Genomic DNA, 26,278 nt, shown 5'->3' on the forward strand with positions numbered 1-26,278 from the left:
ATGAAAGAACTCGACCGTCTTGACCGCAAGATTCTCCGCGCACTGCAGAAGGAAGGGCGGCTTTCCAACATAGAGCTCGCTGAACGCGTCAACCTGTCTCCAACGGCCACTGCCGAGCGCGTGAAGCGACTGAGCCGGGACGGTTATATCACGGGCTATATGGCAATCCTTTCACCGGAAAAACTCGGCCGCAGCCTCCTCGTCTTCGTACAGGTTAAACTTGACCGCACCACGCCTGATGTTTTCGACGCATTTGCTGCGGCAGTAAAACGCAGCGACGACGTGATGGAATGTCATATGGTCGCGGGAGGCTTCGACTATCTTGTAAAGGCGCGCATGGCGGGGATGGATGCTTATCGCCAATTCCTCTCGGAAGTGATTCTTTCCCTCCCCGGCGTACGCGAGACACACACCTATGCGGTCATGGAGGAAGTGAAAGGGACAGCGCTTCTACCCGTATAGGCGGTAAATCAACTTAGGCGCGTTTTTCACTGGTTAATTTTTCAGAAAATGAATTAATCAGTGTGTGCTAAGTCAATTAGGGCTAGCATGCCCGCGTATTTACGTATTTGATAGCGGTAACATGGGGACCTGCGGGGGCACATAATGTCTTACATGACTACCTCTGAAAGGCAGTCATTGCTATCGAGCGAATTGGCAGTGGCCCGCACACGCGGCCTGTTCGGGCAAGCGCTTGGAAGGGTGGCAGCCGCATTCGGTTTTGAGCATATCACTCTGCTGAACGCCCCGGCGAAAGAAGATTTGCTGCTCAAACCGCTGATCATCGAGAGCTCGCTCCCGGTTTCCTACATCAGGGATTTCGACCGCGGGCATATGCTGCGGGCATGTCCCTTCGCCGCGCGCATGAGAGAATCGGCGGTGCCGCAGGTCTGGCATCTCAACGATCCCGCCCATGCCCAGTCTTTCCCGGCCGGCATCAGGAATTTGATGCTGCAGCATGGCATGACCGCCGGTATCGCGATGCCCGTCAACTCTGGGGATGGACAGCGCCTCGTCTTCTGGTTCGGTGGCGAACGCGCATCCCTCGGACAGAGCGAGATCAATGAACTCGCGATGATTATTCTCTACGCCCTCGACACCTACAATACGGTCAAGCGCAATGAGGAGAGTTCCCACAACGCGCTCTCGGCACGCGAGCTCGAGGTCGTGCGATGGACCGCGCAAGGCAAGACCTCGATCGAGATCGGCCAGATCCTGGCGCTCTCGGATCACACGGTAAATGCCTATATGACCAACGCAATTAAAAAACTCGATTGCGTCAACCGCACTCAGTTGGTAGCAAAAGCCATCCGATTGAAGCTGATCAACTGAGGAATCAGAAGAGAATCAGCGCGTCATCCCAATCAGGGGGAAACCGTGCCTCTTCGTTTCGAACAGCCGGCCGTCGAACATCGGCTGCAATCGCGTGCCCACATTGGTGTCACAGATGCCGAAGCGCTCACCATGTTCGCGGCCTACCGCCTCTTCGGCTTCTGGCGGATGAACATCGAGACCGGACATTTCTTCGCCAGCGAAGACGTACATGAGATTTTCGATCTTCCCTACAGCGAAGGTCCGGTCAACCTGACCGAACTCATGTCGCGCATCCATCCGGAAGACCGGCTGCTGATCGCCGAAACCTTCGAGCAGGCGAGCCTTCACCGTGTCGGCTTCCACTATGTCTATCGCGTCGACAACGGGCTCGGCGGCTACAAGATGGTGCGCTCCGTCGGGCAGTTCCGCGACGATGCCAGCGGCGGCGGCATCGTCGGCATCACCTATGAATTCGTCGAGAAGCTGCGCATCCTCGGCTTCGAAGACAACGGCGATTCTGCCTAGCGGCTAAGAAGCCAGGGCATCTGCCGTGCGTCCGAATGGACGTTCCGCGCTCTAGCGGTCCAAAACCGAGCGAATTTCAACGAGATTCGAACGCACCCTCAATATATAGAAGCCCATCGTGGCGAGGTGGCTCGGCATGATCCAGCCGTCTTCACGTCCGTTGGAAATGATGGCCGGCTGGATGCGAAGTGCTGCCTGGAACTGGCGTGTCGTACCCGACCAGATGGCGCCGAGATTTCGCTCCGACACAACCTGAGAGAAGTCCGCCTGTGCGGCCGACAAAATCGCGTAATAAGCGTAGAGCTGACCATATGCGAACCAGAATCGGTCGTCAGCACGCGTGTCGAACCAGCCGCGATCGTGATTTTCCGAGCGTTCGGCCAGCATGTCGGATGTGCTGCCGAGATCGTTGGCGATACGGTCGATGAACTGGATGAGGTTGTCGGCGCGACCGTCGAAAACGGCATTGCAGCCAGCCAGATCCGTATTGAACTTCCGCAGGCTATCGATCGCGGTGCGATAATAGGCCGGCGTCGGTGTCTTCGGTCCGAACGGGTTCAGGCCGAAATACCAGCTGTACTCATCGAACTGCAGATTGCCGCGCGCATTCTGCAGATCGCTATTTATGCCGGACGTACCGCGCACGCGCCCCAGCGTATCCACCAGTTCCACGGACGTACGGCGAACGGCCTGATTGATGCCGCGCTGGAAGGATGCCTTGTTGTCGAGAAAGGGCGTGTGATCCCAATCGATGCCGAAGAAGCCCATCTTGTAGAGCACCATCGACGAAATCCAGGCATTCTGGTTGACGTTGAAATCCGTCAGATCGGCAGCGACATCGACGATTGCCGAACGCTGGCAGCTCTTGGCGGCAGTCCCGTCCGCCGCCGGAATTTCCTGCCCTGCCGGCACCTTTCGATCCGAAAGACGATATTGATCGACAAAGTTCGTGTTGAAATTCGACCAGACCTGCGTCTGCCAGATGAAATAGCCATAGAGGACGACGAGAAGCGCGAAAAAGCCGATTATCGGCAGCCGGATCGCCCAGGTCCGCCGCGCATACCATCCGTGCGCGGCCAGGAAGGGCCAGAAGGCCCAGGCGGCAAAAAGGCGAACCCAGCGGCCGATCGTCTGGCCGATCAGTCTGAAAAAACCGGCAATCCGGTCGAACATCGTCGTCGTCTCCTGTCAGGCGGCGAAATGAGGGTATCCCTCCCCACCACATATGCGCTCGATCGCTCAAGTACAACAACAGACAAGGATATTTCGGCCAGTGGCACGCGATCTGTCAGGGACGGCAGCCTGCCCTCGCCGCCCTGTCAGGAACGCAGCGAACGCAGAAAGCCGAGGCCGAATACGGGGGATTTTCGTACCACGTCGATCAACGGTGCATCCGAGGGTTCATCGGCATAGGCCGGAAATTTGCGGGCAAAGTCCTGGTCTGCGCGGCTCTTTCGCTGGACCAGATCCTGAGGCACCAGCATGCCCTTTTCGAAAAGCGCTATGGATGCGGCGATATTTGGGAAGAGCTCCGGCTTGATCCTTACTTTCATGCCCGGACGGTCGGTGTCGACCTGTGCCTGGTAGATGACGAGCCGCTCCTCCGTATCGACCGATAGCTTGCGGATGAGCGCATTGCAGCCGGCGATACGGCCGTTCAACCTGTCGACGAAGGTCTGGAACATGCCGATGAAGCGTTCGCGCCGCTGGCTTTCGTCGCGCATCGCATGTTCCTCGACGGAAATGCGCTCTGCCTCCGCTTTCAGCGCGAGGCGCTCCGCCTCCATCTGCTCCCAATGCGCCTTGTTGCCGTAGACGCCGATGCGACCCTGTGCGTTCAATGCCTTGGCGTTGAGCTCCTTCATCCGCATTCGCGCAATATCAATCTCGTCGACGAGTCGTCGCCGGTGCTCGACAATGTCGACGAGGCTCAGTTCGGCGCTCTTGTGACGCTCGACAAGCGATTGCCTCTGGTCCTTGAGCAGCGTTGCCAACAGATCGGATTTCGCCAGGAGATCGAGCAGTTGTTCCACCACCGGTGCCTCGCGCACCCGCGCGCTGTGCATACGCCACATGCGCTGTCGCGAAAACCAGCCGGCCATCTTTTCGCGCCGCGTCAATCCGCGAAAACTGTCGAGGTCCGCAGAGACCTTGGCGGTGAACTGGTCGAGCGAGAAGACGAGTTCCGCAAGCAGCACATCAAGCGTGGAACTGTCGGTTAAGAAGGCCTGGAATCGCGCATTCTGCTCCAGGAAAAGCTCATCGGATGAGCGCTGCCCGTCACCATCGAAGCCGGCGATGCAAGCGGCACAATAGTCCGCCTCCCCGCCCATGGCCTCGGCAAGGTCTCGGGCGGCATCATACTGGCTGTCGAAGGGCGGGCTCTTGCGCACCGGGCACTCCAGGGAATCTGCAGATTGCAGATTAGTCATTTGCATCGCCAAAGAAAACAGGCCTTTGCCTGCTCAGACCGGCTCGGCAATCCATTCGCCATTCATCGCGTCGTCCCAATGGCGGCGGCACAGCGAAACATATTTCTCGTTCCCCCCGACATCGATCTGTGCGCCTTCGTGCAGCACCTTGCCCTCCGCATCGAGCCGCACCACCATGGTGGCCTTGCGCCCGCAATGGCAAATGGTTCGCACCTCCCGCATCTCGTCGGCAATTGCCAGGAGTTCCTGAGAGGCCGGGAAGAGCTTGCCCTGGAAATCCGTTCTCAGGCCGTAGACCATGACGGGTATGCCAAGCCTGTCGACCACGCGGGCAAGCTGCCAGATGTGATCGCGGGTCATGAAATGCGCCTCGTCGACGAAGACGCAGGAGATCGCCTGCCCTTCACTGCTGAGTTTGCGCACCAGCGCATAGAGATCGCTGTCACCTTCGAAGGGGATTGCCTCTGCCTCGAGCCCGATGCGCGAACCGATGACACCCCGCCCGACCCGATCGTCGAAGGCCGCGATCAGGAGAACCGTGCGCATGCCGCGCTCGTGGTAATTGTAGGAGGCCTGCAGCAGCATGGTCGACTTGCCGGCATTCATCGTCGAGTAGTTGAAATAGAGCTTTGCCATCGAATTCTCCTTATCTGGCTTCTTGGAAGCTGGAGAACGCAAAGAAAAGCCCCAAGAAATCGATAATCACAGGAAATCCAGGCGGCGAAATCGCCAAAAGCCTTGAAATTCAAGCTTTCTCAAAAAACGCCGGAGCGTCGCAATCATATAGTCCGGAACGCCGCAAACGCGCCGAGATCGCTTGTAAAACTGGTCTATTGATGGTTGGCTTGGGAACGTAAGACTGGGAGTCTAAAATGAAAACAACAAGCGCATTCAAACTCGTCACCGCAACTGCAGTCGCCGCGCTCTCTGTCGCGACCGCTGCTTTCTCCGCAGATCCTGAAAGCTGCTCCACTGTCCATCTCTCGGACATCGGCTGGACGGACGTCACCTCGACCACTGCGACCGCTTCCCTGCTTCTGAAGAAGCTCGGTTATGAGGCCGATATCAAGGTTCTCTCCCTGCCGGTCACCTATACCTCGATGAAGAACAAGGACATCGACGTCTTCCTCGGCAACTGGATGCAGTCCCAGAAGGCCGATATCCAGCCCTATCTGGACGACAAGTCGGTCGAATCCTACGGTCCGAACCTTGTCGGCGCCAAATATACGCTGGCGACCAATGCCAAGGGCGCCGAACTCGGCATCAAGGACTTCAAGGATATCGCGGCTCACAAGGACGATCTCGACGGCAAGATCTACGGCATCGAGCCCGGCAATGACGGCAACCGCCATGTCATCGACATGATCGACAAGGACACCTTCGGCATGAAGGCCATGGAGCTCGTCGAATCCTCCGAGCAGGGCATGCTGGCGCAGGTCGCCCGCGCCGAGAAGGAAGGCAAGCCGATCGTCTTCCTCGGCTGGGAACCGCATCCGATGAACACCAACTTCAAGATGACCTATCTGTCGGGTGGCGACGACACGTTCGGACCGAATTTCGGCGGCGCCGAAGTCTATACCAACGTGCGTGCCGGCTATCTCGGCGAGTGCCCGAACGTCGGGACGCTGGTCAAGAATCTCAAGTTCTCCCTGAAGATGGAAAACGAGATCATGAACAAGATCCTGAATGAGGGCGAAGATCCGGAAAAGGCAGCGGGCGAATGGCTGAAGGCCAATCCGTCCGCGGTCGAGCCCTGGCTCGCCGGCGTCAAGACGCGCGATGGCAGCAGCGACGGCCTCGCAGCCGTCAAGTCCGGCCTCGGCCTCTGATGAAATGAACGGGGCGGGTCTGCCGCCCCGTTTTCGTTTTCATCCCGATCTTCGTTCTCAAAAGACAGGCGCGCCTCGTGAATTGGATCACCGACGCTAAAATTCCCATTGGCCCCTGGGCTAAGTCCTTTGTCGATTGGCTGACATCGAACGGCGAATGGTTTTTCAACCAACTCTCCGCCCTGTTGTCGCACGTCATCAATGCTTTGCTTTTCGTGCTGCAGACGCCCAATCCGCTGATTGCGGTCCTTGCCATCAGTCTCCTCGCCTGGTGGCTGCGCCGGTCGATTACAGTAGCGGTCTTCACCTGTCTTGGGCTGCTGCTCATCATGAATCAGGGCTACTGGAAGGAGACGACGGAAACGCTGGCGCTCGTGCTCGCCGCGACTTTCGTCAGCATGGTGATCGGCATTCCGCTCGGCATTGCGGCTGCCCGCCGCGCCTGGATCTATGCCGCCATGCGGCCCGTCCTGGACCTCATGCAGACCATTCCGACTTTCGTCTATCTGATTCCAGCGCTTATCCTTTTCGGCCTCGGCATGGTGCCGGGCCTGATTGCAACCGTCATCTTCGCCATCCCCGCTCCCATCCGCCTCACCCGCCTCGGCATCATCTCGACGCCCCCCTCCCTCGTCGAAGCAGCCGTCGCCTTCGGCGCAACGCCGATGCAGGTTCTGCGCAAGGTAGAGCTGCCCTTCGCGACACCGCAGATCATGGCCGGCCTGACGCAGACGATCATGCTCTCCCTCTCGATGGTCGTCATCGCCGCCCTCGTTGGCGCCCCCGGTCTCGGCGTACCGGTGGTACGTGCCCTGAACACCGTCAACATTGCCAAGGGTTTTGAGGCAGGCTTCTGCATCGTTATCCTGGCGATCATTCTGGACCGCATGTTCCGCACCGCAGGCGAAGGAGACGGCGCATGACCGCGGTCAGTTTCAAGGACGTCAGCATCATCTTCGGCGACCGGCCGGAAATTGGGCTCGCGATGGTCGACCAAGGTCGCTCACGCGACGAGATCAGCGCCGAGACTGGCCTCGTTCTCGGCGTCGCCAACGCCTCGCTGACGATCCAGGAAGGCGAAATCCTCGTGCTGATGGGCCTTTCAGGCTCCGGCAAATCGACGCTCTTGCGTGCCGTCAACGGGCTCGCCCCCGTCGTGCGCGGCGATGTCGCCGTCTCGGCGGCAACGGGACCGGTAAACCCCTACAGATGTAATGCCAAGGCGCTGCGCGACCTGCGCACGCATACGGTTTCCATGGTGTTCCAGCAGTTCGCCCTTCTGCCCTGGCGCACCGTCGCGGAGAATGTCGGCTTCGGCCTCGAGCTCTCGGGCGTACGGGAAGCCGAACGCAAGAGCCGTGTCGGCGAGCAACTCGAACTCGTCAACCTGACGAAATGGGCGGACCGCAAGGTCAACGAACTCTCCGGCGGCATGCAGCAGCGCGTCGGCCTTGCCCGCGCATTTGCCACCGGCGCCCCGATCCTCCTGATGGACGAGCCTTTCTCGGCACTTGACCCGCTGATCCGCACGCGACTGCAGGACGAATTGTTGGAATTCCAGCGGCGACTGAAGAAGACCATTCTCTTTGTCAGCCATGATCTCGACGAGGCCTTCCGCATCGGCAACCGCATCGCCATTATGGAGGGCGGAAGGATCATCCAGTGCGGAACGCCACAGGAGATCGTCAAGAACCCGGCCGATCAATATGTCGCCGATTTCGTGCAGAACATGAACCCGATCAATATGCTGATGGCCTCTGACATCATGCAGCCCGGGCTTGGCGATGCGGCAATCGGCATGTCGGTCAGCGCCACCGCGCGCCCCACGACGCCGCTCGTCGATGTCCTCGATGCCCTCGCCCGGCAGCCGGGCAGTATCGGTGTCGTCGACAACGGCCAGATCGTTGGCACGATCTCGGCGCAGGATGTCGTCACCGGCCTCACCCGGCACAGGCGGAAGGACTGAAGCAGGTTCGCGATACGGCACCGAAAACAAAGCACTGAAGCGCGGCGAGCAAATCTCGGAGATCGAGCCACGCTTTAGACTTGATCCTTCCACTCCGCTTTGCGACAACGCGGATATGAAAGAGCCATCCTCAACGCTTCGCGAAACCGACGACGAGGCCCGCAAGCTGGCGCGCACCCTTTTGCGTTCTGCCCGCTATGCGGCTCTCGCCGTTCTCGATCCTGAAACCGGCTTTCCCTTCGCAAGCCGGGTTCTCCTCGGCACGGACATAGACGGCGTTCCGGTCATTCTCGTTTCCGCGCTCTCGACCCACACGAAAGCACTTGCCGCCGATACCAGAGCCTCGCTGCTGACCGGCGAACCCGGCAAGGGCGATCCGCTTGCCCATGCGCGGTTGACGACCCAGTGCCGTGCGGAACGGGTGGAGCGGGATACGCTCCTTCATACGCGCATCCGCAGCCGCTTTCTCGCACGTCACCCAAAGGCGAACCTCTATATCGACTTCCCGGATTTCCGCTTCTTCCGCCTTGTCCCGCAATCGGCGAGCCTCAATGGCGGCTTCGGTCGTGCATACATTTTGGACGGCAGTGATCTCGTGATTCCCTCCGCGGCAAATGATGACATCGCGGAAAAAGCTGACGCCGCAGTGCAAGATTTAATAGCGCGCCATCCGGACCTGATGTCAGCGCTGACATTGAGGCTAAAGGCTCCGGAAGTAGGTCCCTGGCGCATAAGCGGTGTCGATTCCGCCGGTTTTGATATGATTTCAGGTGACTTATTGTTGCGTTGCGAGTTCGATATACCCGCTGAGGATTTGGATCACATTTGTTCAAACATATCTAAAATAGCATACCTGATACCTTAAATTTAGGTATATACAATCTTCAAACCCAATTGCTAGTTTTCGCCGTCAGTCAAAGAACCGTCTGACGGCCTGTGCCTGTACGGATGATGTACGTTTCGCATTAGGAAGAAGAAAATATGGAAACCTCTGATTTGGCCGAGCACACCAATGTGGCGGCAGCTTTATTATCGGCCATGGCCAACCCCAAGCGTTTGCTGATCCTCACCAGCCTGGTAAAGGGAGAAGTGCCTGTCGGCGTTCTCGCTACCCAGGTTGGCCTGAGCCAGTCGGCCCTCTCCCAGCATCTGTCGAAATTGCGCGCTCAGAAGCTGGTCAAGACCCGTCGTGATGCACAGACGATCTACTATTCCAGCAACTCCGAGCCGGTCATGAAGATCCTTGCAACACTCGAGGATATCTACGTGGCTCAGAACCGGAGCAGGTCTGCAGCCTGATGTTAGCGCTGACATGATGTCAGTCTGAGCAACGTTCAAGGAGATGTTTCCGCGGACGCTGCTTATGCTATTTTCAGCACGTGAAGCCTTAGAGGCCGGCAATTCGCAAGAATTGCCGGCCTTGTTTGGTTGGAGAAGCGGGCTTAGCTGCCCACCACTCCGTTCTTGCTGCGCGTCAGCACGACAAGCGACGGACGGGCCGGTACGCCCGGCTTGAAGTCCGGCCAGCTGGTGCCGGCATCTTCCATCGAAGTCGCATCCTCGTTGTCCGCCATGCGCAATTCGCCCGGATGTTGGACCGAGAGGAAGACGCTGGAACCATCAGAGGTGAAGGTCGGAGAGCAGGTCTCCGAACCGACGGGCGCGATATAGATGAGCTTCGGCAGCGCGCGGCCCGGACCTTCTGTATCCATCACATAGACGGAATCGGCGATGCCTTCCGGCGGCGGACCGTCGGTCGTCACCCAAAGACGGCCTGCCGGATCGACGGCAAGATTATCAGGATCAGTAAACCATCCAGCCGAAGTGGTCGCCGGATGGAACATCGCCTGGTCTTCGGGCTTTGCCGGATCCCCGCAAAGGACGAAGACGTCCCATTTGAAACTCTCGGCTGCGTAGTCAGGCTTGTCCGGACCGCCGGGGGTTACCAGTTCCAGCAGGTGCCCATGCGGATTGGGGCCACGCGGATTGGCAACGTTGACCTGTTCCTTCTCGTCGTCACCCTGGCCCTTCGGCAGGCGGTCCTCATTCTCCGTCATGGCAACATAGAGCTTGCCGGTGCCGAGATGCGGGATGAAACCTTCCGGGCCATCCATCGGTGTCGCACTGACGAGATCGGCCGCAGCGCGCGTTGCGAGGACCACATCGGCCTGCGTCTTGAAACCGGCTTCCGCCGTCAGCGGGCCTTCGCCGGCAACGAGCGGGATCCAGCGCATCGTGCCGTCGCTCTCGAACTTGGCGACCGACAGCGTGCCGTGGTCGAGCAGGTCCTTGTTGGCGGCACGATCGTCAGGGTTCCACGGATCGCGGGTGACGAAGCGATAGATATATTCGAAATCGTCATCATCGCCCATGAAGACCACGACGCGGCCATCCGGCGCCACGCAACATTGCGCGCCTTCATGCGTCATGCGGCCGAGCGATGTACGCTTGACCGGCTTTGCCGAGGGATCGAAGGGATCGATTTCGACGACCCAGTCGAAACGCATCCATTCGTTCGGCTCTTCCTCGAACTTGAAGCGCGGTTCGACGCGGCTGACGGAATAGATGTCGTTCTCATCCTCGTCCCAGCCCTGGCGCTCGACCAGTTCCTGGTTCGGGAGCTTTTTATAGTCGCCGGCAAAGACGTCCATTGCGCCTTCTTCACCTGAGAGCATCGTGCCCCAGGGCGTGATGCCGCCATTGCAGTTCGAGATCGTGCCGAAGACGACCGTGCCGGTCGGATCGGCCTTGGTCTTGAGGCGGTCGTCACCGGCAGCCGGACCGGAAATGCCGATTTCCGTGCTCATGTGGATGCGGCGATTATATTTGCCGTCTTTGACCACCTGCCACTGATTGCCGTCCTTGCGCACTTCGAAGACGGAGACGCCGACAGCGGCCATGACCGCACGGATCTGGTCCTCGGTCAGCTTCTCGCGATAATTCTCCGCCGTCAGGCCCGGGAACATCAGGAAGGGCGTCGCATATTCGTGGCTGACGACCATCAGGCCGTGGTCCGAGCTCTTCTCGCCCCAGGGCAATGGCAGGAACTGCGTGAAGTCGTTATTGTAGCCGAACTGGCGTTCGGCGGCCTTGCCGTTGAGCTTGGCCACGTCGAATTCCGGGCTGTCGGCAAAGAGTGCATCGCCCCAGCGAACGAGGATTTGGCGCTCATAGCCTTCAGGCCAGTGGTCGGCGGTGTCGCGCACGCGCTTCAGTTCTGGAAAAGTGAGCGTCGACTCGGCGGCCTCTGCCTTGGTAGCTTCGAGCGCCGGCGCAAAAGCGGCCGCGCCCATGGCTGCGATGAAGCCTTTCAGAATAGTACGGCGACGAACGCCTTCTTCGAGAATGGTGCCGTAGCTCGGCGCAAATGCACGCCGCGGATTGGGGCGCGGCCTGGTTTTCTGGCGGTCCGTCATGACTACCTCCGGTAAAAAACGGTTGAATTTCAAGGAAATGAATGAAATGCCCTTGGCCATTGCGGCCATCGATTTCTGTAGCAATGCCCGGCGAAGGATTGATGACGCTTCAAGCGTCTCGGGAACGGCATTTGGCGGCGCTTCTTCGGCTTGACGCCTTGCCCGGCGCTGATAATTTGACCGGGCAGTAAAAACAAACGGCGCCAAGCCTTGAACGGGATGGCCTCCCCAACGGCCAGGAGAACAGCATGTCCAACCGCCTGAATGCAACGCCAAACGACCTTCGCGCCTTTTGGATGCCCTTTACCGCGAACCGCCAGTTCAAGAAGGAACCGCGCCTCTTCGTGAGTGCGAAGGATATGTACTACCAGACCCATGACGGACGTCAGGTTCTGGATGGTACGGCTGGCCTCTGGTGCGTGAATGCGGGACACTGCCGCCCGAAGATCACCGAAGCGATCCGCGAGCAGGCGGGCGAACTCGATTACGCCCCCGCTTTCCAGCTCGGTCACCCCAAGGCCTTTGAACTCGCCAACCGCTTGGTCGACATCGCCCCCGAGGGATTGGATCACGTCCTCTACACCAATTCCGGTTCTGAATCGGTGGAAACGGCGCTCAAGGTGGCGCTTGCCTATCACCGCGTGAAGGGCAATGGCTCACGCTTCCGCCTGATCGGCCGCGAGCGCGGCTATCACGGCGTCAACTTCGGCGGCATCTCCGTCGGCGGCATCGTCACCAATCGCAAGATGTTCGGCACGCTTTTGACCGGCGTCGACCACATGCCGCACACCCACCTGCCCGGAAAGAACAATTTCACCCGCGGCGAGCCTGAAATTGGCGGCGATCTTGCCACCGAACTCGAGCGCATCGTCACGCTGCATGACGCCTCCACGGTCGCCGCCGTCATCGTCGAGCCGGTCGCCGGCTCCACCGGCGTGCTCATTCCGCCGAAGGGTTACCTGCAGAAACTGCGCGAAATCTGCACCAAGCACGGTATCCTGCTGATCTTCGACGAAGTCATCACCGGCTTCGGCCGCCTCGGTGCTCCCTTCGCTGCCCAGTATTACGACGTGAAGCCCGACATGATCACCGCCGCCAAGGGCCTGACCAACGGCGTCATCCCGATGGGCGCCGTCTTCGTGACCTCGGAAATCCACGATGCCTTCATGAACGGCCCCGAGCACATGATCGAGTTCTTCCACGGTTATACCTACTCGGGTAACCCGATCGCTTCGGCCGCAGCCCTTGCAACGCTCGACACCTACAAGGAAGAAGGCCTGCTGACACGCGCAGCCGAGCTCGCCGACTATTGGGCCGATGCGCTGCATTCGCTGAAGGATTGCCCCAACGTCATCGACATCAGGAATACGGGTCTCATCGGCGCCATCGAGCTCGACCCGATTGCCGGCGAGCCAACCAAGCGCGCCTTCACGGCCTTCCTCAAGGCCTATGAAAGCGGTCTGCTGATCCGCACGACAGGCGACATCATCGCGCTCTCGCCGCCGCTGATCATCGAGAAGAAGCACATCGACGAGCTCTTCGGCAAACTGCGCACGATCCTGCAGAACAACATCTGAGCTCAATCATCCTGGATGAATTCAAGGGCGAGGCTCCGGCTTCGCCCTTTCTTTTTGATGCCGACGACCTCGATCGCGTTATCGGTCTCCGGTGTGACGGATTTCCTGCAAACAGGGCAAATCACCCCAATGGAGATCCCATGCAGAGACTCGTCTTCCTTCTCTCCCTCGTCCTGCTGCTGGCACCTGCAGCACATGCCGGAACCGGTTTTCGTGAAATCACCCTGGCCGGCAAGAATAGCGATAGCCCTGTTCATGTCAGCATCTGGTATCCAACCGCATCGGACGCCACGCCGATTCTTCTTGGCGAAACGCCGGCCTTTGTCGGCCAGCCCGTGATCCGGGATGCCGCACCCGTGACCGGCCCGCATCCGCTGGTCGTCCTCTCCCATGGTTACGGCGGGAGCTGGCGCAACCTCGCCTGGCTTGCCGCCGACCTCGTTGACGCAGGCTATGTCGTTGCCGCACCCGATCATCCGGGTACGACGACATTCGACATGCGGAAACCCGATGCCGTCGAACTGTGGAAACGCCCCGGCGACCTCAGCCGCGTGATCGATGCTCTGCTCGGCAATCCCGATCTGACGGGCGGCGTGGCATCCGGTCGGATTGCCGCCATCGGCCATTCGCTCGGCGGCTGGACGGTCGTCGAACTGGCGGGCGGACGCTTCGATGCGGCCAGGGTAACGAGGAATTGCGCGGCTGAATTCAGCCCGATCTATTGCAAGATATTCGAGGCGCTGGGGGTCGGGCGCGATGCAGCCTCCAGCGCGACACTGGCCGCCGATCACAGCGATGCGAGAATCCGCGCCGTCGTGGCACTCGACCTCGGCCCCGGCCGCGGGCTGATGCCGGAGAGCCTTGCGGCAATCCACATCCCCGTCATGGTGCTGGGTGCTCAGGCGGACGTCGATACGGAGACGGCAATCAAGGCGGACATCGCCGCCACGAACAAGGATTCCGGCTATATTGCCCGCTATCTGCCGCCAGCAACCACTACCTACAGCCTGATCCCCGGATCGCTGCATTTCAGCTTCATGCAGACATGCAAGCCTGGCGCCGCCGAACTGATCGAGGAGGAGGCGCCCGGCGAGAGCATCGTCTGCCGGGATGGCGCCGGCGCCGATCGCGCAGCCATTCACCGGCAGGTTTCCGGCATGGTTACGGATTTCCTGGGAACCGCGCTCGCGGATCAGTAGACAAGGCCCCTCATCCCCGCGCCTTAGAGAGCAGTGAATGACGAAGACATAGTCCCGCGGATCAGATCCGCGGGCCTGCGTCTCGAAACGGATACGTTCAGGAGACGGAGGCGACCGAAAGGCAGAGGGCAAACTTTTTGACGAGCCGGCGATCGAAATGCCCTTCGTTGGCCAGCATCCAGGTCAGCGCCTCTTTCGCGCTCCACGCTGACTTGTAGGGGCGTGCCGAAGTGACCGCGTCATAGACATCGCAAATCGCCGCAAGGCGTGCGTGAAGGCTGATTTCGCCATGGGACAGGTTGCGCGGATAACCCTTGCCGTCGATCCGTTCATGATGATTGAGGCAGACGTCGAGAACAATTTTCGACATGCCCTCCTGACGCGCCAGGATCGCATGCCCCTTTTCCGGATGATCGCGGATCAGTTGCATCTCGTCTTCGTTCAGGCGCCCCTCCTTGTTGAGCACTTCGAGCGGAATTTCGAGCTTGCCGACATCGTGCAACAGCCCCGCCGTGCCGAGCGCCTGCACCACTTCCTCATCTAGCCCGAGGTGGCGGCTGAAAAGGATCATCAGGGCACTGACCGAAAGGGAATGCAGAAAGGTGACTTCATCCTTGGATTTCAGCCGGGTAACGCTGATGAAGACGGCAGGATGGTCATCCATCGATTTGGAAACAGAGGAAATTACCGGCTCGACCTGGTCGACGGAGATCGCATCTCCGCCCCGCAGCCGGCCGAAGACATTTTCCAGCACTTCCACGGATTTCTGAATGGTCTCGCGCGCCGCCTTGATGTCGATCTCGATCTTGCGGGAGGTACCTCCGACATCGATGCCCTTGGTGGTGTTGATCACGACACCTGCATCCGCACATTCGTTGAGCTTCAGCGTATCGCTCTCACGCCGCAGTAAGAACCGTCGCCGGGATAGAAGAGGATGGTCCCAGACACCCTCGACCATCTCGATAAACATTCCGGTCCGCACTTGCCTAGCTTCAATACGCTTGAGCATTCAGATATCTGTTCCCGCTATATGTCTGAATCGACAAATCGAATATTTTATTGCACCGCAACAATATACTAGGGAATAGTAGTTATACTGGGATTCTCAGAATCAATTGTTAACTCGCTAAAACAGCAAAGCAAAAACAGTGATCAGCGGCGCCATTACCAGATATGGGCTTATCCTCAGCCGCCGATATGCTCTGTCGAGGACAGCTTCGCCCTACAAGTCCGCACGACTGAACGTATCGGGCCGGAAGAACCCAGCTCTGACAATTGCGGATTGAGATTGCCCTGACAGGGGTGCCGTGATCCGCCGATCAGCCTGGGCAGGACAGACCGAAAATTGCGGGAAATGGACTGAAAAATCAAAAAATCGGGCGCAATCTTTTCAGATTTGGCGAAATCGGCGCCGATCTTGTTATCATCTTGCGGAATCTCACCGAAATTTCTAGAAATCTTGCCATGCGCCGGGCGAGCCAAATATGGCCGCGGGGCTCATTGATCGTGCAGCTTTTCCTCGTCCTTGGCACGCTCCCAACGGGATCGCTGACAAAAGAATGGCCTGCGCGACAAGCAACCGGTGGTCGAAGACGACCCTACCCAAGGAGACAGAACATGACCCTGAAGACTCTGACGGCGACGCTGGTCGCCTCGCTGGCATTTGCCCCGCTCGCGCATGCGGATATCGTCATCGGCCTCATCGCGCCGCTGACCGGTCCGGTGGCAGCCTATGGCGACCAGGTAAAGAACGGCGCGCAGACCGCCGTCGATGAAATCAACAAGAGCGGCGGCATTCTCGGCGAGAAGGTCGTGCTCGAACTCGCTGACGATGCCGGTGAGCCGAAGCAGGGCGTTTCTGCTGCGAACAAGGTTGTCGGCGAAGGCATCCGCTTCGTCGTCGGCCCGGTCACCTCGGGAGTTGCCATCCCGGTTTCTGATGTTCTGGCCGAAAACGGCGTGCTGATGGTCACCCCGACCGCCACGGCGCCTGACCTCACCAAGCGCGGCCTGACCAATGTTCTGCGCACCTGCGGCCGGGACGACCAGCAGGCCGAAGTCGCCGCCAAATACGTTCTCGAACATTTCAAGGACAAGCGAGTCGCCATCATCAACGACAAGGGCGCTTACGGTAAGGGTCTCGCCGACGCCTTCAAGGCAACGCTGAACGCTGGTGGCATCACCGAAGTCATCAACGACTCCATCACGCCCGGCGACAAGGACTTCTCCGCGCTGACCACCCGCGTCAAGGCTGAGAAGGTCGATCTCATCTATTTCGGCGGCTACCACCCGGAAGGTGGCCTGCTTGCCCGTCAGCTGCATGACCTTTCGGTCAATGCCCAGATCATCGGCGGCGACGGCCTTTCCAACACGGAATTCTGGACGATCGGCACCGATGCGGCAGCTGGCACGCTGTTCACCAATGCCTCCGACGCCACCAAGAGCCCGGACTCCAAGGCTGCAGCTGATGCGCTCGCCGCCAAGAAGATCCCGGCCGAAGCCTTCACCCTCAACGCCTATGCTGCCGTTGAAGTCCTGAAGGCCGGCATCGAGAAGGCCGGCAGTGCCGAGGATGCAGAAGCCGTTGCTACTGCCTTGAAGGGCGGCGAGCAGATCCCGACGGCGATTGGCAAGCTCACCTATGGCGAGACCGGCGACCTCTCCTCGCAGAGCTTCTCGCTCTACAAGTGGGAAGGCGGCAAGATCGTTGCTGCCGAGTAATCGGAACGAATGGAACATGCGACCGGGCGCCAATGGCGCCCGGTTTCGTTTGCGGGCATCGAATCCACAAGCAGATGCGCTATAACTCGCGGAATCGATTGCATCGCGAGGGTAGTCATGACCGCCAAACTCGAACGTCTTATTGATCAGGGTGTGGGTCGTGTGCCGGCCGACATCGTGCTGAAAGGCGGACGCTTCTTCGATCTCGTAACCGGCGAACTCGTCCAGTCGGACATTGCCATCGGCGGCGACCGCATCGTCGGAACCTGTGGCAACTACAGCGGCCAAACCGAGATCGACATTTCCGGCAAGATCGTCGTTCCCGGCTTCATCGATACGCATCTGCATATCGAATCCTCTCTCGTCACGCCGCACGAATTCGACCGCTGCGTCCTGCCCTATGGCGTCACGACCGTGATCTGCGACCCCCACGAGATCGCCAATGTGCTCGGCAAGGAAGGCATCGAATTCTTCCTCGCTTCGGCGCTGGAAACGATCATGGATATCCGCGTCCAGCTGTCCTCCTGCGTGCCGGCTACCCATCTGGAGACATCAGGCGCCGACCTGCCGGTCGAAAGCCTCCTGCCCTACCGCGACCATCCCAAGGTCATCGGGCTTGCCGAATTCATGAATTTCCCGGGGGTGATCCATAAGGATCCCGTCTGCATGGCAAAGCTCGATGCTTTCCAGGGCGGGCATATCGACGGCCATGCGCCACTGCTCTCAGGCAATGATCTGAACGGTTATCTCTCGACAGGCATCTGCACCGAGCACGAATGCACGAGCGCGGCCGAAGCCCTGGAGAAAATCCGCAAGGGCATGCACATCCTCGTCCGCGAAGGCTCCGTCTCGAAGGATCTTCACGCCCTGATGCCCATCATCACCGAGCGCCTCTCGCCCTACCTTGCGCTCTGCACCGATGACCGCAATCCGCTCGATATCGCCGAGCAGGGCCATCTCGACTACATGATCCGCACGGCGATCACCCATGGCGTCGAACCGTTGGCGGTTTACCGCGCCGCCTCGATCTCGGCTGCCCGCGCCTTCGGCCTGTGCGACCGTGGCCTCGTCGCGCCCGGCTGGAGAGCCGATCTCGTCGTCATCGACAGCCTGGAGAATTGTCGGGCGGAAATGGTCTTCTCGGCCGGCCGTCACGTCACCGATGCGCTTTTTGCCACCCGCAAGTCCGTGTCGCCAGTTGGCCTCGACAGCGTCAAGGCTCGCTCCGTCAATGCAGCCCATTTCGGCGTGCCTGTTTCGGAGGGAGAAACGCCCGTCATCGGCGTCATGCCCGGCAAGATCATCACCGAGCATCGCCGTTACCGCCTGCCGGCGAAAGGGAATCAGACGACCGTCGATCTCGGCAAAGACATCATCAAGGTCGCCGTCATCGAGCGTCACGGCAAGAACGGTAATCACGCCAACGGCTTCGTTCAGGGATTCGGATTGAAGAAGGGCGCCATCGCCTCGACGGTCGGCCATGACAGCCACAATATCTGCGTCGTCGGCGTCAACGAGGACGACATGGCGCTTGCGGCCAATCGTCTGGGCGAGATCAAGGGTGGCTTCGTCGTCGTCGAAGACGGCAAGGTCACGGGTGAGATTGCGCTCCCCGTCGCCGGCCTGATGAGCCTGGAACCCTATGAAACCGTGCGCGACACGCTGCATGATCTGCGCAAGGCAGCCTATGCCCTGGGCACGACCCTGGAGGAACCCTTCCTGCAGGTCGCCTTTCTGCCCCTGCCCGTGATCCCGCATCTGAAGATCTCGGACAAGGGGATGGTGGACGTCGATCGCTTCGCGCTGATCAGCTGATACGAGCGCAGAAGGCGTCAAGCGCCTTGATCTGCACTGTCTTGGCGCTGGCGGTGGCTTTGAACCCGGGCATGGGCAATGGAGCGCCCAGCACCATGCCGGCAGGAAGCTGAAACTCCGCGGCCTCACGCGTCAGGTTGAAAACGAAGAGCAGTTTCTCGTCTCCCTTCTGCCTGATGAAGGCGAGCAGGTCCTGATTGCTGCCAACGAATTCCATGCTGCCGTCGATCAGCACCGGATAGGTCTTCCGGAATTCGAGCGTACGCCGGTAATGATGCAGCACGGACCTGTCATCGTTTTCCTGGGTGTCCACGGAAAGCGCCGCCTGTTCATAGGGCACCGGCAGCCAGCTCTTCTCAGCGCTGGTAAAACCGGCATGCGCCTTGCCGGCTTCCCATGGCATCGGCGTACGGCATCCGTCACGGCCCTTGAAGGCCGGCCAGAAGCGAATGCCATAGGGGTCGCGCAGGTCTTCGAAGGCAAGCTCTGCCTCCGGCAGGCCCAGCTCCTCGCCCTGATAGAGGCAGATCGAACCGCGAAGCGCTGCCAACACCGAAATCGCCAGCTTGGCGATGACGGGCCGCTCCTCTTCCGTTAGCGCGAAGCGGCTGACATGGCGGTTGACGTCGTGATTGGAGAAAGCCCAGCAGACCCACCCATCTTTCACCATGCGCTGGAAGGTCTCGACGCAGCTTCGGACATGCGTGGCGGTAAATTCGGGGCCGAGCAGATCGAAAGTGTAGCACATATGCAGCTTGTCGCCGCCGGTCGTGTAGGCAGCAACGGTCTTCAACGAGCGCGCGCCATCGCCGACTTCACCTACCGTCGTGCGTCCCTCGTATTGATTGAGAAGGGCCCGAAAGCGTTTGAGGAATTCGAGGTTTTCCGGCTGCGTCTTGTCATAGAGGTGGTTCTGCATGCCATAGGGATTGCTGTCGGGCGCATCGAGACCGGCCTGGTCCGGATCCGGAACATGCGGCGGATTGTCCCGGAGCAGCTTGTCGCAGAAATAATAGTTCACCGTGTCGAGGCGGAAACCGTCGACGCCGCGGTCGAGCCAGAACTTTACCGTCTTAAGCAGTGCGTCCTGAACCGGCTTGCTGTGGAAATTCAGGTCCGGCTGCGAGGTCAGGAAGTTGTGCTGGTAATATTGCCGGCGCACGCCATCCCATTCCCATCCCGGCCCGCCGAAGATCGACAGCCAGTTGTTCGGCGCCGTGCCGTCCGGCTTGGGATCGGCCCAGACATACCAGTCCGCCTTGTCGTTCGTGCGGCTGGAGCGGCTTTCCACGAACCATGGATGCCGGTCGGACGTATGGGAAATCACCTGGTCGATGATGACTTTTATGCCGAGCCTGTGGGCTTCCAACATCATTGCGTCGAAATCGTCGAGCGTGCCGAAAATCGGATCGACATCGCAATAGTCGGAGACGTCATAGCCCATGTCGGCCATCGGCGACTTGAAGAAGGGGGAGAGCCAGATCGCGTCGACGCCGAGGCTTGCGATATGGGAGAGGCGCCGGGTTATCCCCTTGAGATCGCCGAGCCCGTCACCATTCGTATCCTGAAACGAGCGCGGATAGACCTGATAGATCACCGCGCCGCGCCACCAATCCGCATTCCCGCCTGTCTGCAACGCCATGAGCCGCCGTCTCCTGCTTCATTTCGCCCGCAAGACTAATGGCGGCGAAGCAAAAAACAACAGTTCAATGGCCCATTCTCGAGCAAAGATCAGCTAGTCGCGATCGGACAAAAGGGAGACGCTTATAAGCTTGTCCACACCCGAATGCTACCCACTGGTTTAGGGGTTGCAACGCCAAACCTTTGCGTTAAGGTGCCGTTGACCTGCACGTAACAGGTCAAACCGGGAACAAATGACCAAAGAAAAGGCGAAAAGCCTAGAAAGGTGGACCCTCCATGTCCTTTTTCACGAAAAAATTTCTCGCGTCTGCAATGGTTGGCTCATTGCTCGCATTTTCGGCCCATGCGGCCACACTGAATATCCATAATGGTGGCGACCCCACCTCGCTGGATCCGCAAAAGCTCTCCGGCGACTGGGAAAACCGTATTGCCGGCGACATTTTCGAAGGCCTTGTCACTGAAGACGCCAAGGACAACCCGGTTCCCGGCCAGGCCGAAAGCTGGACCATTTCCCCCGATGGCAAAGTCTACACTTTCAAGCTGCGTGACGGCATCAAGTGGTCCGATGGCCAGCCGGTAACGGCAGGCGATTTCGTCTTCGCCTTCCAGCGCCTTATCGACCCGAAGAACGCGGCCGACTACGCCTATCTGCAGTTCACCATCAAGAACGCGGAAAAGATCAACAAGGGCGAAATCACCGATCTCAACGAACTCGGCGTCAAGGCGATCGACGACAAGACGCTCGAGATCACCCTCGAGAACCCGACCCCCTACTTCACCAACGCCCTGATGCACTACACGGCCTATCCGCTGCCGAAGCATGTCGTCGAGGCCAAGGGTCAGGACTGGGTCAAGATTGGCAACATCGTCACCAACGGTCCGTACAAGCCGACCGAATGGGTCCCCGGTTCGCACGTCACGACCGTCAAGAACGACCAGTATTACGGTGCCAAGGATATCAAGATCGACGGCGCGAAGTTCTTCGTGCTTGAAGACCAGGAAGCCGCTCTGAAGCGCTACCGCGCCGGCGAATTCGACATTCTCACCGACTTCCCGACCGACCAGTATGAGTGGATGAAGAAGAACCTGCCGGGCCAGGCGCACGTCGCCCCCTTCTCCGGTCTTTACTACTACGTCATCAACTCGACCAAGCCGCCCTTCAACGACAAGCGCGTCCGCCAGGCTCTCTCCATGGCGATCAACCGCGAAGTCATCGGCCCGCAGATCCTCGGCACCGGCGAACTGCCGGCTTACTCCTGGGTCCCGCCGGGCACGGCAAACTACGGTGAGCCCGCCTATGTCTCCTGGAAGGATCTTTCCTACAAGGACAAGGTCGAAGAAGCCAAGAAGCTGCTGAAGGAAGCAGGCTTCGGCCCGGATCACCCGCTGACCACCGAGCTCAAGTACAACACCAACGACAACCACAAGCGCATTGCCGTCGCGATCGCCTCCATGTGGAAGCCGCTTGGCGTCAATGTCGAGCTCGTCAATGCTGAAACGAAGGTCCACTACGATCAGCTGCAGCGTGGTGAAGTGCAGATCGGCCGTGCCGGCTGGCTCGCCGACTACAACGATCCGGACAACTTCCTGAACCTGCTCGTCACCGGCGTTCAGATGAACTACGGTCGCTGGTCGAATGCCGACTATGACAAGCTGATCAAGGACGGCAACGCTCAGACCGATCTGACGAAGCGCGCCGAGATCTTCAAGAAGGCCGAACAGCTCGCGCTGGACGATTCCGCAGCACTTCCGATCTATTACTACGTCTCCAAGAACGTCGTCTCGCCCAAGATCGAGGGCTTCGTCGACAACGTTCAGGATATCCACCGCACGCGCTGGCTGTCCATCAAGGAATAAGGATGAAAGGCTCTTCCCGGTCACTCCGGGAAGAGCCGCTCCACGCCCATGATCAAATATGCACTCCGTCGATTGCTGTCGACGATCCCCGTCCTGTGGATCGCCGTCACAGCTTGCTTTTTCGTTTTGCGCCTCGCCCCCGGCGGCCCCTTCGATGGCGAAAGGCCATTGCCGCCGGTGATCCTGAAAAACCTCGCGGTTCACTACAATCTGGATAAACCGCTCATCCAGCAGTACCTGATCTACGTTGGTGATCTCCTGCACGGCGACCTCGGCCCCTCCTTCGCGAGCGAGGATTTCACTGTCGCCCAGCAGATCGCGATCGGTCTGCCCTACACCTTCACCATCGGTACGGCTGCCTTCCTGATCGCCATCATCGTCGGCGTCGCCGTCGGCTGTCTTGGGGCGCTCTATCAGAACAAGGCACCGGACTATATTCTGAGTGCTCTCATTCTGGTGGGCGTCGTGCTGCCGAACTTCCTGATCGCGCCCATCATGCAGCTTGTCTTCGGCATCCATCTCGCGTGGTTTCCGGTCGGCGGCTGGGGTGATGGCTCGATCAAATATCTCGTCCTGCCGATCTTCGTTCTCGCCCTGCCGCATGCCGGCCGCATCTCACGCATCACCCGAGGCTCGATGATCGAGGTGATGAACCAGAATTTCATCCGCACCGCCAAGGCCAAGGGTATCGGTCCGCGTCTGACGGTCATGCGTCACGCGCTGAAACCCGCCATGATGCCCGTCGTTTCCTATCTCGGACCGGCGGCAAGCTATCTTCTCACCGGCTCGCTGGTTGTCGAAAGCATCTTCGGATTGCCCGGCATCGGCCGCTATTTCGTCAACGCAGCGCTGAACCGCGATTACGGCATGGTTCTTGGTACGGTCATCTTCTACATGGTACTGATCGTGTTCCTGAACCTTCTGGTCGACATCGCCTATGCCTGGCTGGACCCGAAAGTGAGAAACAGATGATCCTCAATCCCGCAAAAAGGGAGCTGCTCGCAGCCGAACTGCTGGAAGCGGAAGGCCTGTCTCCGGAAGGCCGCTCGCTGACCAAGGATGCACTGCGTCGCCTCTCACGCAACAAGGCAGCTGTCATCTCCATCGGCGTGCTGGTGCTGCTCATCATCGTAGCCTTCCTCGGCCCGAACTTCATCCCCTTCAACTATGAAGACCCGGATTGGGCCGCCTTCCGCGCGCCTCCGTCCTTCGAAAGCGGCCATTATTTCGGCACTGACCCGAACGGCCGCGATCTGCTCGCCCGTGTGCTCTACGGCACGCGCGTTTCGCTTGCCGTCGCGCTGACGGCCACGCTCGTCTCCGTCGTCATCGGCGTGCTCTATGGCGCCGTTTCCGGCTATATCGGCGGCAGGCTGGACTCGATCATGATGCGCTTCGTCGACATCATGTACGCGCTTCCTTACATCCTCTTCGTCATCCTGCTGATGGTGATCTTCGGTCGCAACGTTTACCTGCTCTTTGCGGCGATCGGTGCGCTCGAATGGCTGACCATGGCCCGCATCGTGCGCGGCCAGACCCTGTCGCTCAAGCACCGCGAATTCGTGGAAGCCGCGCGCGCCTCCGGTCAGAAACCCTTCAAGATCATCACCAAGCACATCATCCCGAATCTCGTCGGCCCCGTCGTCATCTTCGCGGCGCTGACCGTACCTGAGATCATCGCGACCGAGAGCTTCCTCTCCTATCTCGGCTTCGGCGTGCAGGAACCGCTGACCTCGCTCGGCACCCTGATTGCCGAAGGCACCGATGCCATGGAAAGCATGCCTTGGCTGCTGGTCTTCCCGGCAAGCTTCCTTGTGGCCCTGCTCCTCAGCCTGCTGTTCATCGGCGACGGGCTGCGCGACGCATTCGACCCGAAGGATCGATAGGATGACCCAGGAAAACAAAAGAGAAAAACAGCAGGATACCCTCCTTGAGCTGAAGGACTATTCGATCACCTTCGAGACTCCCGAGGGCCAGGTGAAGGCGGTCTCCAACATGAACCTGACGGTCCGTCGCGGCGAGCGCATCGCCATCGTCGGCGAATCCGGTTCGGGCAAGAGCCAGACCTTCCTCGGCGTCATGGGCCTGCTTGCCAAGAACGGCAGGACCACCGGCCAGGCCCTGCTCGAAGGCAAGGACGTGCTGGCGCTGAAACCGCGCGAGCTCGACCATGTCCGCGGCAAGGACATGGCCATGGTCTTCCAGGATCCGATGACGGCGCTCAACCCGTCGCTGCGGATTTCCCGACAGCTGACGGAACAGCTCGAAATCCATCGCGGCTTTACGGCCAAGGCGGCATCGGCGGCGGCTCTCGACATGCTGAAGCGTGTCGGCATCCCCGACCCGACGCGCCGTTTCGGCCTCTATCCGCATGAGCTTTCGGGCGGCATGCGCCAGCGTATCGTCATTGCCATGGCGCTGCTCACGAAGCCGAAGCTCCTGATCGCCGACGAGCCGACGACAGCGCTCGACGTGACGATCCAGGCGCAGATCCTCGATCTCTTCAATGATCTGACGGCAGAGATGAACACGGCGCTGATCATGATCACCCACGACCTTGGCGTCGTGGCCGGTCTCGCCGACAAGGTGGCCGTTATGTATGCCGGCCGTATCGTCGAGGAGGCCCCGGTCGACGAACTCTTCGAGAACCCGGCGCACCCCTATACCGCAGCCCTGCACGCTTCGATCCCGCGCCCGGATCAGGATGTCGACGACCTCGTCGTCATCCCCGGCCGCCCGCCCAACCTGCAGCACCTGCCGAAGGGCTGCAATTTCTCGCCGCGCTGCTCGCAGGTTCAGGACGATTGCATCGACCGCCCGCCGCAGCTTCAACAGCAGGGGGCAAACCACTGTGCCGCCTGCTTCCACCCCTTCCCCCGCCGCGAGGAGTTGCTGGTCCATGGCTGAACGCTCGCTTCTGAGGGTCGAGAACCTGACGACCCAGTTCGAGATTCCCTCGAAATCCTTCTTCAAGCCGCCGCTGATGCTGACGGCCGTCAACAATGTCAGCTTCGATCTCGCCGAAGGCCGCACGCTTGGCATCGTCGGCGAATCCGGGTGCGGCAAGTCGACGCTCGGCCGCTCGATCCTGCGTCTCCTGAAGTCGCAGAAGGGCCGTATTCTCTGGCAGGGCCGCAACCTGCTCGACCTGTCGGATGAGGAAATGCGTGCCGCACGCCGCGACATGCAGATCATCTTCCAGGATCCGATTGCCTCGCTCGACCCGCGCATGACGGTCGGCGACATCATCGCCGAGCCGCTCACCGTTTTCGAACCGAAGCTTTCGAAGGCCCAGCGTCTCGACCGCGTGCGTGAGATCATGACCGCCGTCGGCCTGGTGCCGGAGATGATCAACCGCTATCCGCACGAATTTTCGGGCGGTCAGGCGCAACGTATCGGCATTGCCCGCGCCGTCGTCACCAAGCCGAAGCTCATCATCTGCGACGAGCCGGTATCGGCTCTCGACGTGTCTATCCAGGGTCAGGTCATCACGCTGCTTCGCAAGCTGCGCAAGGAGTTTGGCCTGACGCTGATCTTCATCAGCCACGACCTCTCGGTCGTGCGCCTGATCTCCGACGACGTGCTGGTTCTCTATCTGGGCAAGGTGGTCGAAGCCGGCGATTGCGCCACCGTCTTCGAACATCCGGCCCACCCCTATACGCAGGCGCTGTTCTCCGCGGCCCCGATCCCGGATCCGAAGCTCGCGCGCCTGCGCAGCCGCATCCGCCTGCAGGGAGACCCGCCCTCGCCGCTCAACCCGCCGAAGGGCTGTGTCTTCTCGCCGCGCTGCTGGAAGGCGACCGACGTCTGTCGCACCGAAATGCCGCCGACGGAACTGGTCCGTCCCGGCCAGACGGCCGCTTGCTATCATATGGACCGGCCCTGACATGATATTCTCCATCGCCCGGCCCTCAGGGCGATGGACTTTCAACTCTCCTTGACTTGTCTCCTCCCGCCTCTTCGCGTATCCGCAAGAGCAGAAAAAA

At 59.8% G+C, this 26,278-nt stretch carries 24 protein-coding genes; 18 read left to right on the top strand and 6 right to left on the bottom strand.

Translation table 11 applies throughout. The features are described 5' to 3' along the window. The 3 genes from LVY75_26405 to LVY75_26415 all read left to right on the top strand — a co-directional run bounded on the left by LVY75_26405 (position 1) and on the right by LVY75_26415 (position 1,839). Positions 1-462 carry an Lrp/AsnC ligand binding domain-containing protein gene (locus tag LVY75_26405; protein ID XAZ22318.1) on the top strand — a complete coding sequence of 154 codons (462 nt, stop codon included), beginning with the start codon at positions 1-3 and terminating at the stop codon, positions 460-462. A gap of 144 nt (positions 463-606) precedes the next feature. Further along, positions 607-1,332 (top strand): LuxR family transcriptional regulator, encoded by a 726-nt coding sequence (locus tag LVY75_26410; GenBank protein XAZ22319.1) that lies wholly within the window; start codon positions 607-609, stop codon positions 1,330-1,332. 45 nt (positions 1,333-1,377) lie between these two features. Then, entirely contained in the window at positions 1,378-1,839 is a 462-nt protein-coding gene (locus tag LVY75_26415; protein XAZ22320.1) for a PAS domain-containing protein, read from the top strand. A 51-nt stretch (positions 1,840-1,890) separates the two neighbouring features. On the opposite strand, the gene LVY75_26420 is transcribed toward LVY75_26415, so the two are convergent. The 3 genes from LVY75_26420 to LVY75_26430 form a co-directional block, all read right to left on the bottom strand. After that, a complete protein-coding gene (locus LVY75_26420; protein XAZ22321.1) occupies positions 1,891-3,012 on the bottom strand; it encodes a DUF2333 family protein in 1,122 nt (373 codons plus the stop codon). Between the two features lie 146 nt (positions 3,013-3,158). Further along, entirely contained in the window at positions 3,159-4,232 is a 1,074-nt protein-coding gene (locus LVY75_26425; protein ID XAZ25837.1) for a hypothetical protein, read from the bottom strand. 72 nt (positions 4,233-4,304) lie between these two features. Further along, positions 4,305-4,907, bottom strand: a complete 603-nt coding sequence (locus LVY75_26430) for a thymidine kinase (protein XAZ22322.1) — start codon at positions 4,905-4,907, stop codon at positions 4,305-4,307. 236 nt (positions 4,908-5,143) lie between these two features. Here LVY75_26430 and LVY75_26435 point away from each other — a divergent pair, with 236 nt between their 5' ends. The 5 genes from LVY75_26435 (at position 5,144) to LVY75_26455 (ending at position 9,365) form a co-directional block, all read left to right on the top strand. Further along, positions 5,144-6,100 carry a choline ABC transporter substrate-binding protein gene (locus LVY75_26435; GenBank protein XAZ22323.1) on the top strand — a complete coding sequence of 319 codons (957 nt, stop codon included), beginning with the start codon at positions 5,144-5,146 and terminating at the stop codon, positions 6,098-6,100. Positions 6,101-6,177: 77 nt separating this feature from the next. Then, positions 6,178-7,023, top strand: a complete 846-nt coding sequence (gene choW, locus LVY75_26440; protein XAZ22324.1) for a choline ABC transporter permease subunit — start codon at positions 6,178-6,180, stop codon at positions 7,021-7,023. Next, complete coding sequence (choV, locus tag LVY75_26445; protein ID XAZ22325.1) at positions 7,020-8,066, top strand: choline ABC transporter ATP-binding protein; 1,047 nt, start codon at positions 7,020-7,022, stop codon at positions 8,064-8,066. The genes choW and choV overlap by 4 nt, the downstream gene beginning before the upstream one ends. A gap of 115 nt (positions 8,067-8,181) precedes the next feature. After that, the gene (locus tag LVY75_26450; GenBank protein ID XAZ25838.1) at positions 8,182-8,931 is read left to right on the top strand and encodes a pyridoxamine 5'-phosphate oxidase family protein; all 750 of its coding nucleotides are present in this window, start codon (positions 8,182-8,184) and stop codon (positions 8,929-8,931) included. A 116-nt stretch (positions 8,932-9,047) separates the two neighbouring features. Next, complete coding sequence (locus LVY75_26455; GenBank protein ID XAZ22326.1) at positions 9,048-9,365, top strand: metalloregulator ArsR/SmtB family transcription factor; 318 nt, start codon at positions 9,048-9,050, stop codon at positions 9,363-9,365. Between the two features lie 143 nt (positions 9,366-9,508). Here the strand turns inward: LVY75_26455 and LVY75_26460 are convergent, their stop codons facing one another. Beyond that, positions 9,509-11,482, bottom strand: a complete 1,974-nt coding sequence (locus tag LVY75_26460) for a PhoX family phosphatase (protein XAZ22327.1) — start codon at positions 11,480-11,482, stop codon at positions 9,509-9,511. Here LVY75_26460 and LVY75_26465 point away from each other — a divergent pair. The 3 genes from LVY75_26465 to LVY75_26475 all read left to right on the top strand — a co-directional run bounded on the left by LVY75_26465 (position 11,481) and on the right by LVY75_26475 (position 14,258). After that, positions 11,481-11,636 (top strand): hypothetical protein, encoded by a 156-nt coding sequence (locus LVY75_26465; GenBank protein XAZ22328.1) that lies wholly within the window; start codon positions 11,481-11,483, stop codon positions 11,634-11,636. The genes LVY75_26460 and LVY75_26465 overlap by 2 nt on opposite strands. 94 nt (positions 11,637-11,730) lie before the next feature. After that, entirely contained in the window at positions 11,731-13,059 is a 1,329-nt protein-coding gene (locus LVY75_26470; GenBank protein ID XAZ22329.1) for an aspartate aminotransferase family protein, read from the top strand. 140 nt (positions 13,060-13,199) lie between these two features. Then, on the top strand, positions 13,200-14,258 hold the full coding sequence (locus LVY75_26475) for an alpha/beta hydrolase (GenBank protein XAZ22330.1): 1,059 nt from the start codon (positions 13,200-13,202) through the stop codon (positions 14,256-14,258). A 97-nt stretch (positions 14,259-14,355) separates the two neighbouring features. On the opposite strand, the gene LVY75_26480 is transcribed toward LVY75_26475, so the two are convergent. After that, the gene (locus LVY75_26480) at positions 14,356-15,267 is read right to left on the bottom strand and encodes an HD-GYP domain-containing protein (protein XAZ22331.1); all 912 of its coding nucleotides are present in this window, start codon (positions 15,265-15,267) and stop codon (positions 14,356-14,358) included. Positions 15,268-15,875: 608 nt separating this feature from the next. Between LVY75_26480 and LVY75_26485 the strand changes: the two genes are divergently transcribed. Continuing rightward, a complete protein-coding gene (locus LVY75_26485) occupies positions 15,876-16,979 on the top strand; it encodes a branched-chain amino acid ABC transporter substrate-binding protein (GenBank protein ID XAZ22332.1) in 1,104 nt (367 codons plus the stop codon). 117 nt (positions 16,980-17,096) lie between these two features. Next, a complete protein-coding gene (gene ade, locus LVY75_26490) occupies positions 17,097-18,794 on the top strand; it encodes an adenine deaminase (protein XAZ22333.1) in 1,698 nt (565 codons plus the stop codon). On the opposite strand, the gene LVY75_26495 is transcribed toward ade, so the two are convergent. After that, the gene (locus LVY75_26495; protein ID XAZ22334.1) at positions 18,787-20,436 is read right to left on the bottom strand and encodes an alpha-glucosidase family protein; all 1,650 of its coding nucleotides are present in this window, start codon (positions 20,434-20,436) and stop codon (positions 18,787-18,789) included. The two genes, ade and LVY75_26495, sit on opposite strands and share 8 nt — an antisense overlap. Before the next feature lie 275 nt (positions 20,437-20,711). Here LVY75_26495 and LVY75_26500 point away from each other — a divergent pair, with 275 nt between their 5' ends. The 5 genes from LVY75_26500 to LVY75_26520 are packed head-to-tail and all read left to right on the top strand — an operon-like array spanning position 20,712 to position 26,178. Further along, on the top strand, positions 20,712-22,292 hold the full coding sequence (locus LVY75_26500; GenBank protein XAZ22335.1) for a peptide ABC transporter substrate-binding protein: 1,581 nt from the start codon (positions 20,712-20,714) through the stop codon (positions 22,290-22,292). A gap of 48 nt (positions 22,293-22,340) precedes the next feature. Continuing rightward, positions 22,341-23,264: an ABC transporter permease subunit gene (locus LVY75_26505; GenBank protein XAZ22336.1), complete on the top strand. Its 924-nt coding sequence runs from the start codon at positions 22,341-22,343 to the stop codon at positions 23,262-23,264. Then, positions 23,261-24,178 (top strand): ABC transporter permease subunit, encoded by a 918-nt coding sequence (locus tag LVY75_26510; GenBank protein ID XAZ22337.1) that lies wholly within the window; start codon positions 23,261-23,263, stop codon positions 24,176-24,178. Before LVY75_26505 ends, LVY75_26510 begins: the two co-directional genes overlap by 4 nt. A gap of 1 nt (position 24,179) precedes the next feature. Continuing rightward, positions 24,180-25,199, top strand: coding sequence for an ABC transporter ATP-binding protein (locus LVY75_26515; GenBank protein XAZ22338.1), 1,020 nt, complete (start codon positions 24,180-24,182; stop codon positions 25,197-25,199). Then, positions 25,192-26,178: an ATP-binding cassette domain-containing protein gene (locus LVY75_26520; GenBank protein ID XAZ22339.1), complete on the top strand. Its 987-nt coding sequence runs from the start codon at positions 25,192-25,194 to the stop codon at positions 26,176-26,178. Before LVY75_26515 ends, LVY75_26520 begins: the two co-directional genes overlap by 8 nt. Positions 26,179-26,278 lie beyond the last annotated feature (100 nt).

Origin of the sequence: Sinorhizobium sp. B11 (genome assembly GCA_039725955.1) — a bacterium.
Classification (GTDB): Bacteria; Pseudomonadota; Alphaproteobacteria; order Rhizobiales; family Rhizobiaceae; genus Rhizobium.

Excerpts from the sequence above, each read along its gene's own strand:
- LVY75_26495 (XAZ22334.1), bottom strand. The coding sequence starts at position 20,436 with ATGGCGTTGCAGACAGGCGGGAATGCGGATTGGTGGCGCGGCGCGGTG.
- ade (XAZ22333.1), top strand. The coding sequence starts at position 17,097 with ATGACCGCCAAACTCGAACGTCTTATTGATCAGGGTGTGGGTCGTGTG.
- LVY75_26465 (XAZ22328.1), top strand. The coding sequence starts at position 11,481 with ATGACTACCTCCGGTAAAAAACGGTTGAATTTCAAGGAAATGAATGAA.
- LVY75_26410 (XAZ22319.1), top strand. The coding sequence starts at position 607 with ATGTCTTACATGACTACCTCTGAAAGGCAGTCATTGCTATCGAGCGAA.
- LVY75_26460 (XAZ22327.1), bottom strand. The coding sequence starts at position 11,482 with ATGACGGACCGCCAGAAAACCAGGCCGCGCCCCAATCCGCGGCGTGCA.
- LVY75_26500 (XAZ22335.1), top strand. The coding sequence starts at position 20,712 with ATGTCCTTTTTCACGAAAAAATTTCTCGCGTCTGCAATGGTTGGCTCA.
- LVY75_26520 (XAZ22339.1), top strand. The coding sequence starts at position 25,192 with ATGGCTGAACGCTCGCTTCTGAGGGTCGAGAACCTGACGACCCAGTTC.
- LVY75_26455 (XAZ22326.1), top strand. The coding sequence starts at position 9,048 with ATGGAAACCTCTGATTTGGCCGAGCACACCAATGTGGCGGCAGCTTTA.
- LVY75_26430 (XAZ22322.1), bottom strand. The coding sequence starts at position 4,907 with ATGGCAAAGCTCTATTTCAACTACTCGACGATGAATGCCGGCAAGTCG.
- LVY75_26475 (XAZ22330.1), top strand. The coding sequence starts at position 13,200 with ATGCAGAGACTCGTCTTCCTTCTCTCCCTCGTCCTGCTGCTGGCACCT.
- LVY75_26470 (XAZ22329.1), top strand. The coding sequence starts at position 11,731 with ATGTCCAACCGCCTGAATGCAACGCCAAACGACCTTCGCGCCTTTTGG.
- LVY75_26485 (XAZ22332.1), top strand. The coding sequence starts at position 15,876 with ATGACCCTGAAGACTCTGACGGCGACGCTGGTCGCCTCGCTGGCATTT.
- LVY75_26480 (XAZ22331.1), bottom strand. The coding sequence starts at position 15,267 with ATGCTCAAGCGTATTGAAGCTAGGCAAGTGCGGACCGGAATGTTTATC.
- LVY75_26435 (XAZ22323.1), top strand. The coding sequence starts at position 5,144 with ATGAAAACAACAAGCGCATTCAAACTCGTCACCGCAACTGCAGTCGCC.
- LVY75_26515 (XAZ22338.1), top strand. The coding sequence starts at position 24,180 with ATGACCCAGGAAAACAAAAGAGAAAAACAGCAGGATACCCTCCTTGAG.
- LVY75_26450 (XAZ25838.1), top strand. The coding sequence starts at position 8,182 with ATGAAAGAGCCATCCTCAACGCTTCGCGAAACCGACGACGAGGCCCGC.
- choV (XAZ22325.1), top strand. The coding sequence starts at position 7,020 with ATGACCGCGGTCAGTTTCAAGGACGTCAGCATCATCTTCGGCGACCGG.
- LVY75_26510 (XAZ22337.1), top strand. The coding sequence starts at position 23,261 with ATGATCCTCAATCCCGCAAAAAGGGAGCTGCTCGCAGCCGAACTGCTG.
- LVY75_26505 (XAZ22336.1), top strand. The coding sequence starts at position 22,341 with ATGATCAAATATGCACTCCGTCGATTGCTGTCGACGATCCCCGTCCTG.
- LVY75_26420 (XAZ22321.1), bottom strand. The coding sequence starts at position 3,012 with ATGTTCGACCGGATTGCCGGTTTTTTCAGACTGATCGGCCAGACGATC.
- LVY75_26405 (XAZ22318.1), top strand. The coding sequence starts at position 1 with ATGAAAGAACTCGACCGTCTTGACCGCAAGATTCTCCGCGCACTGCAG.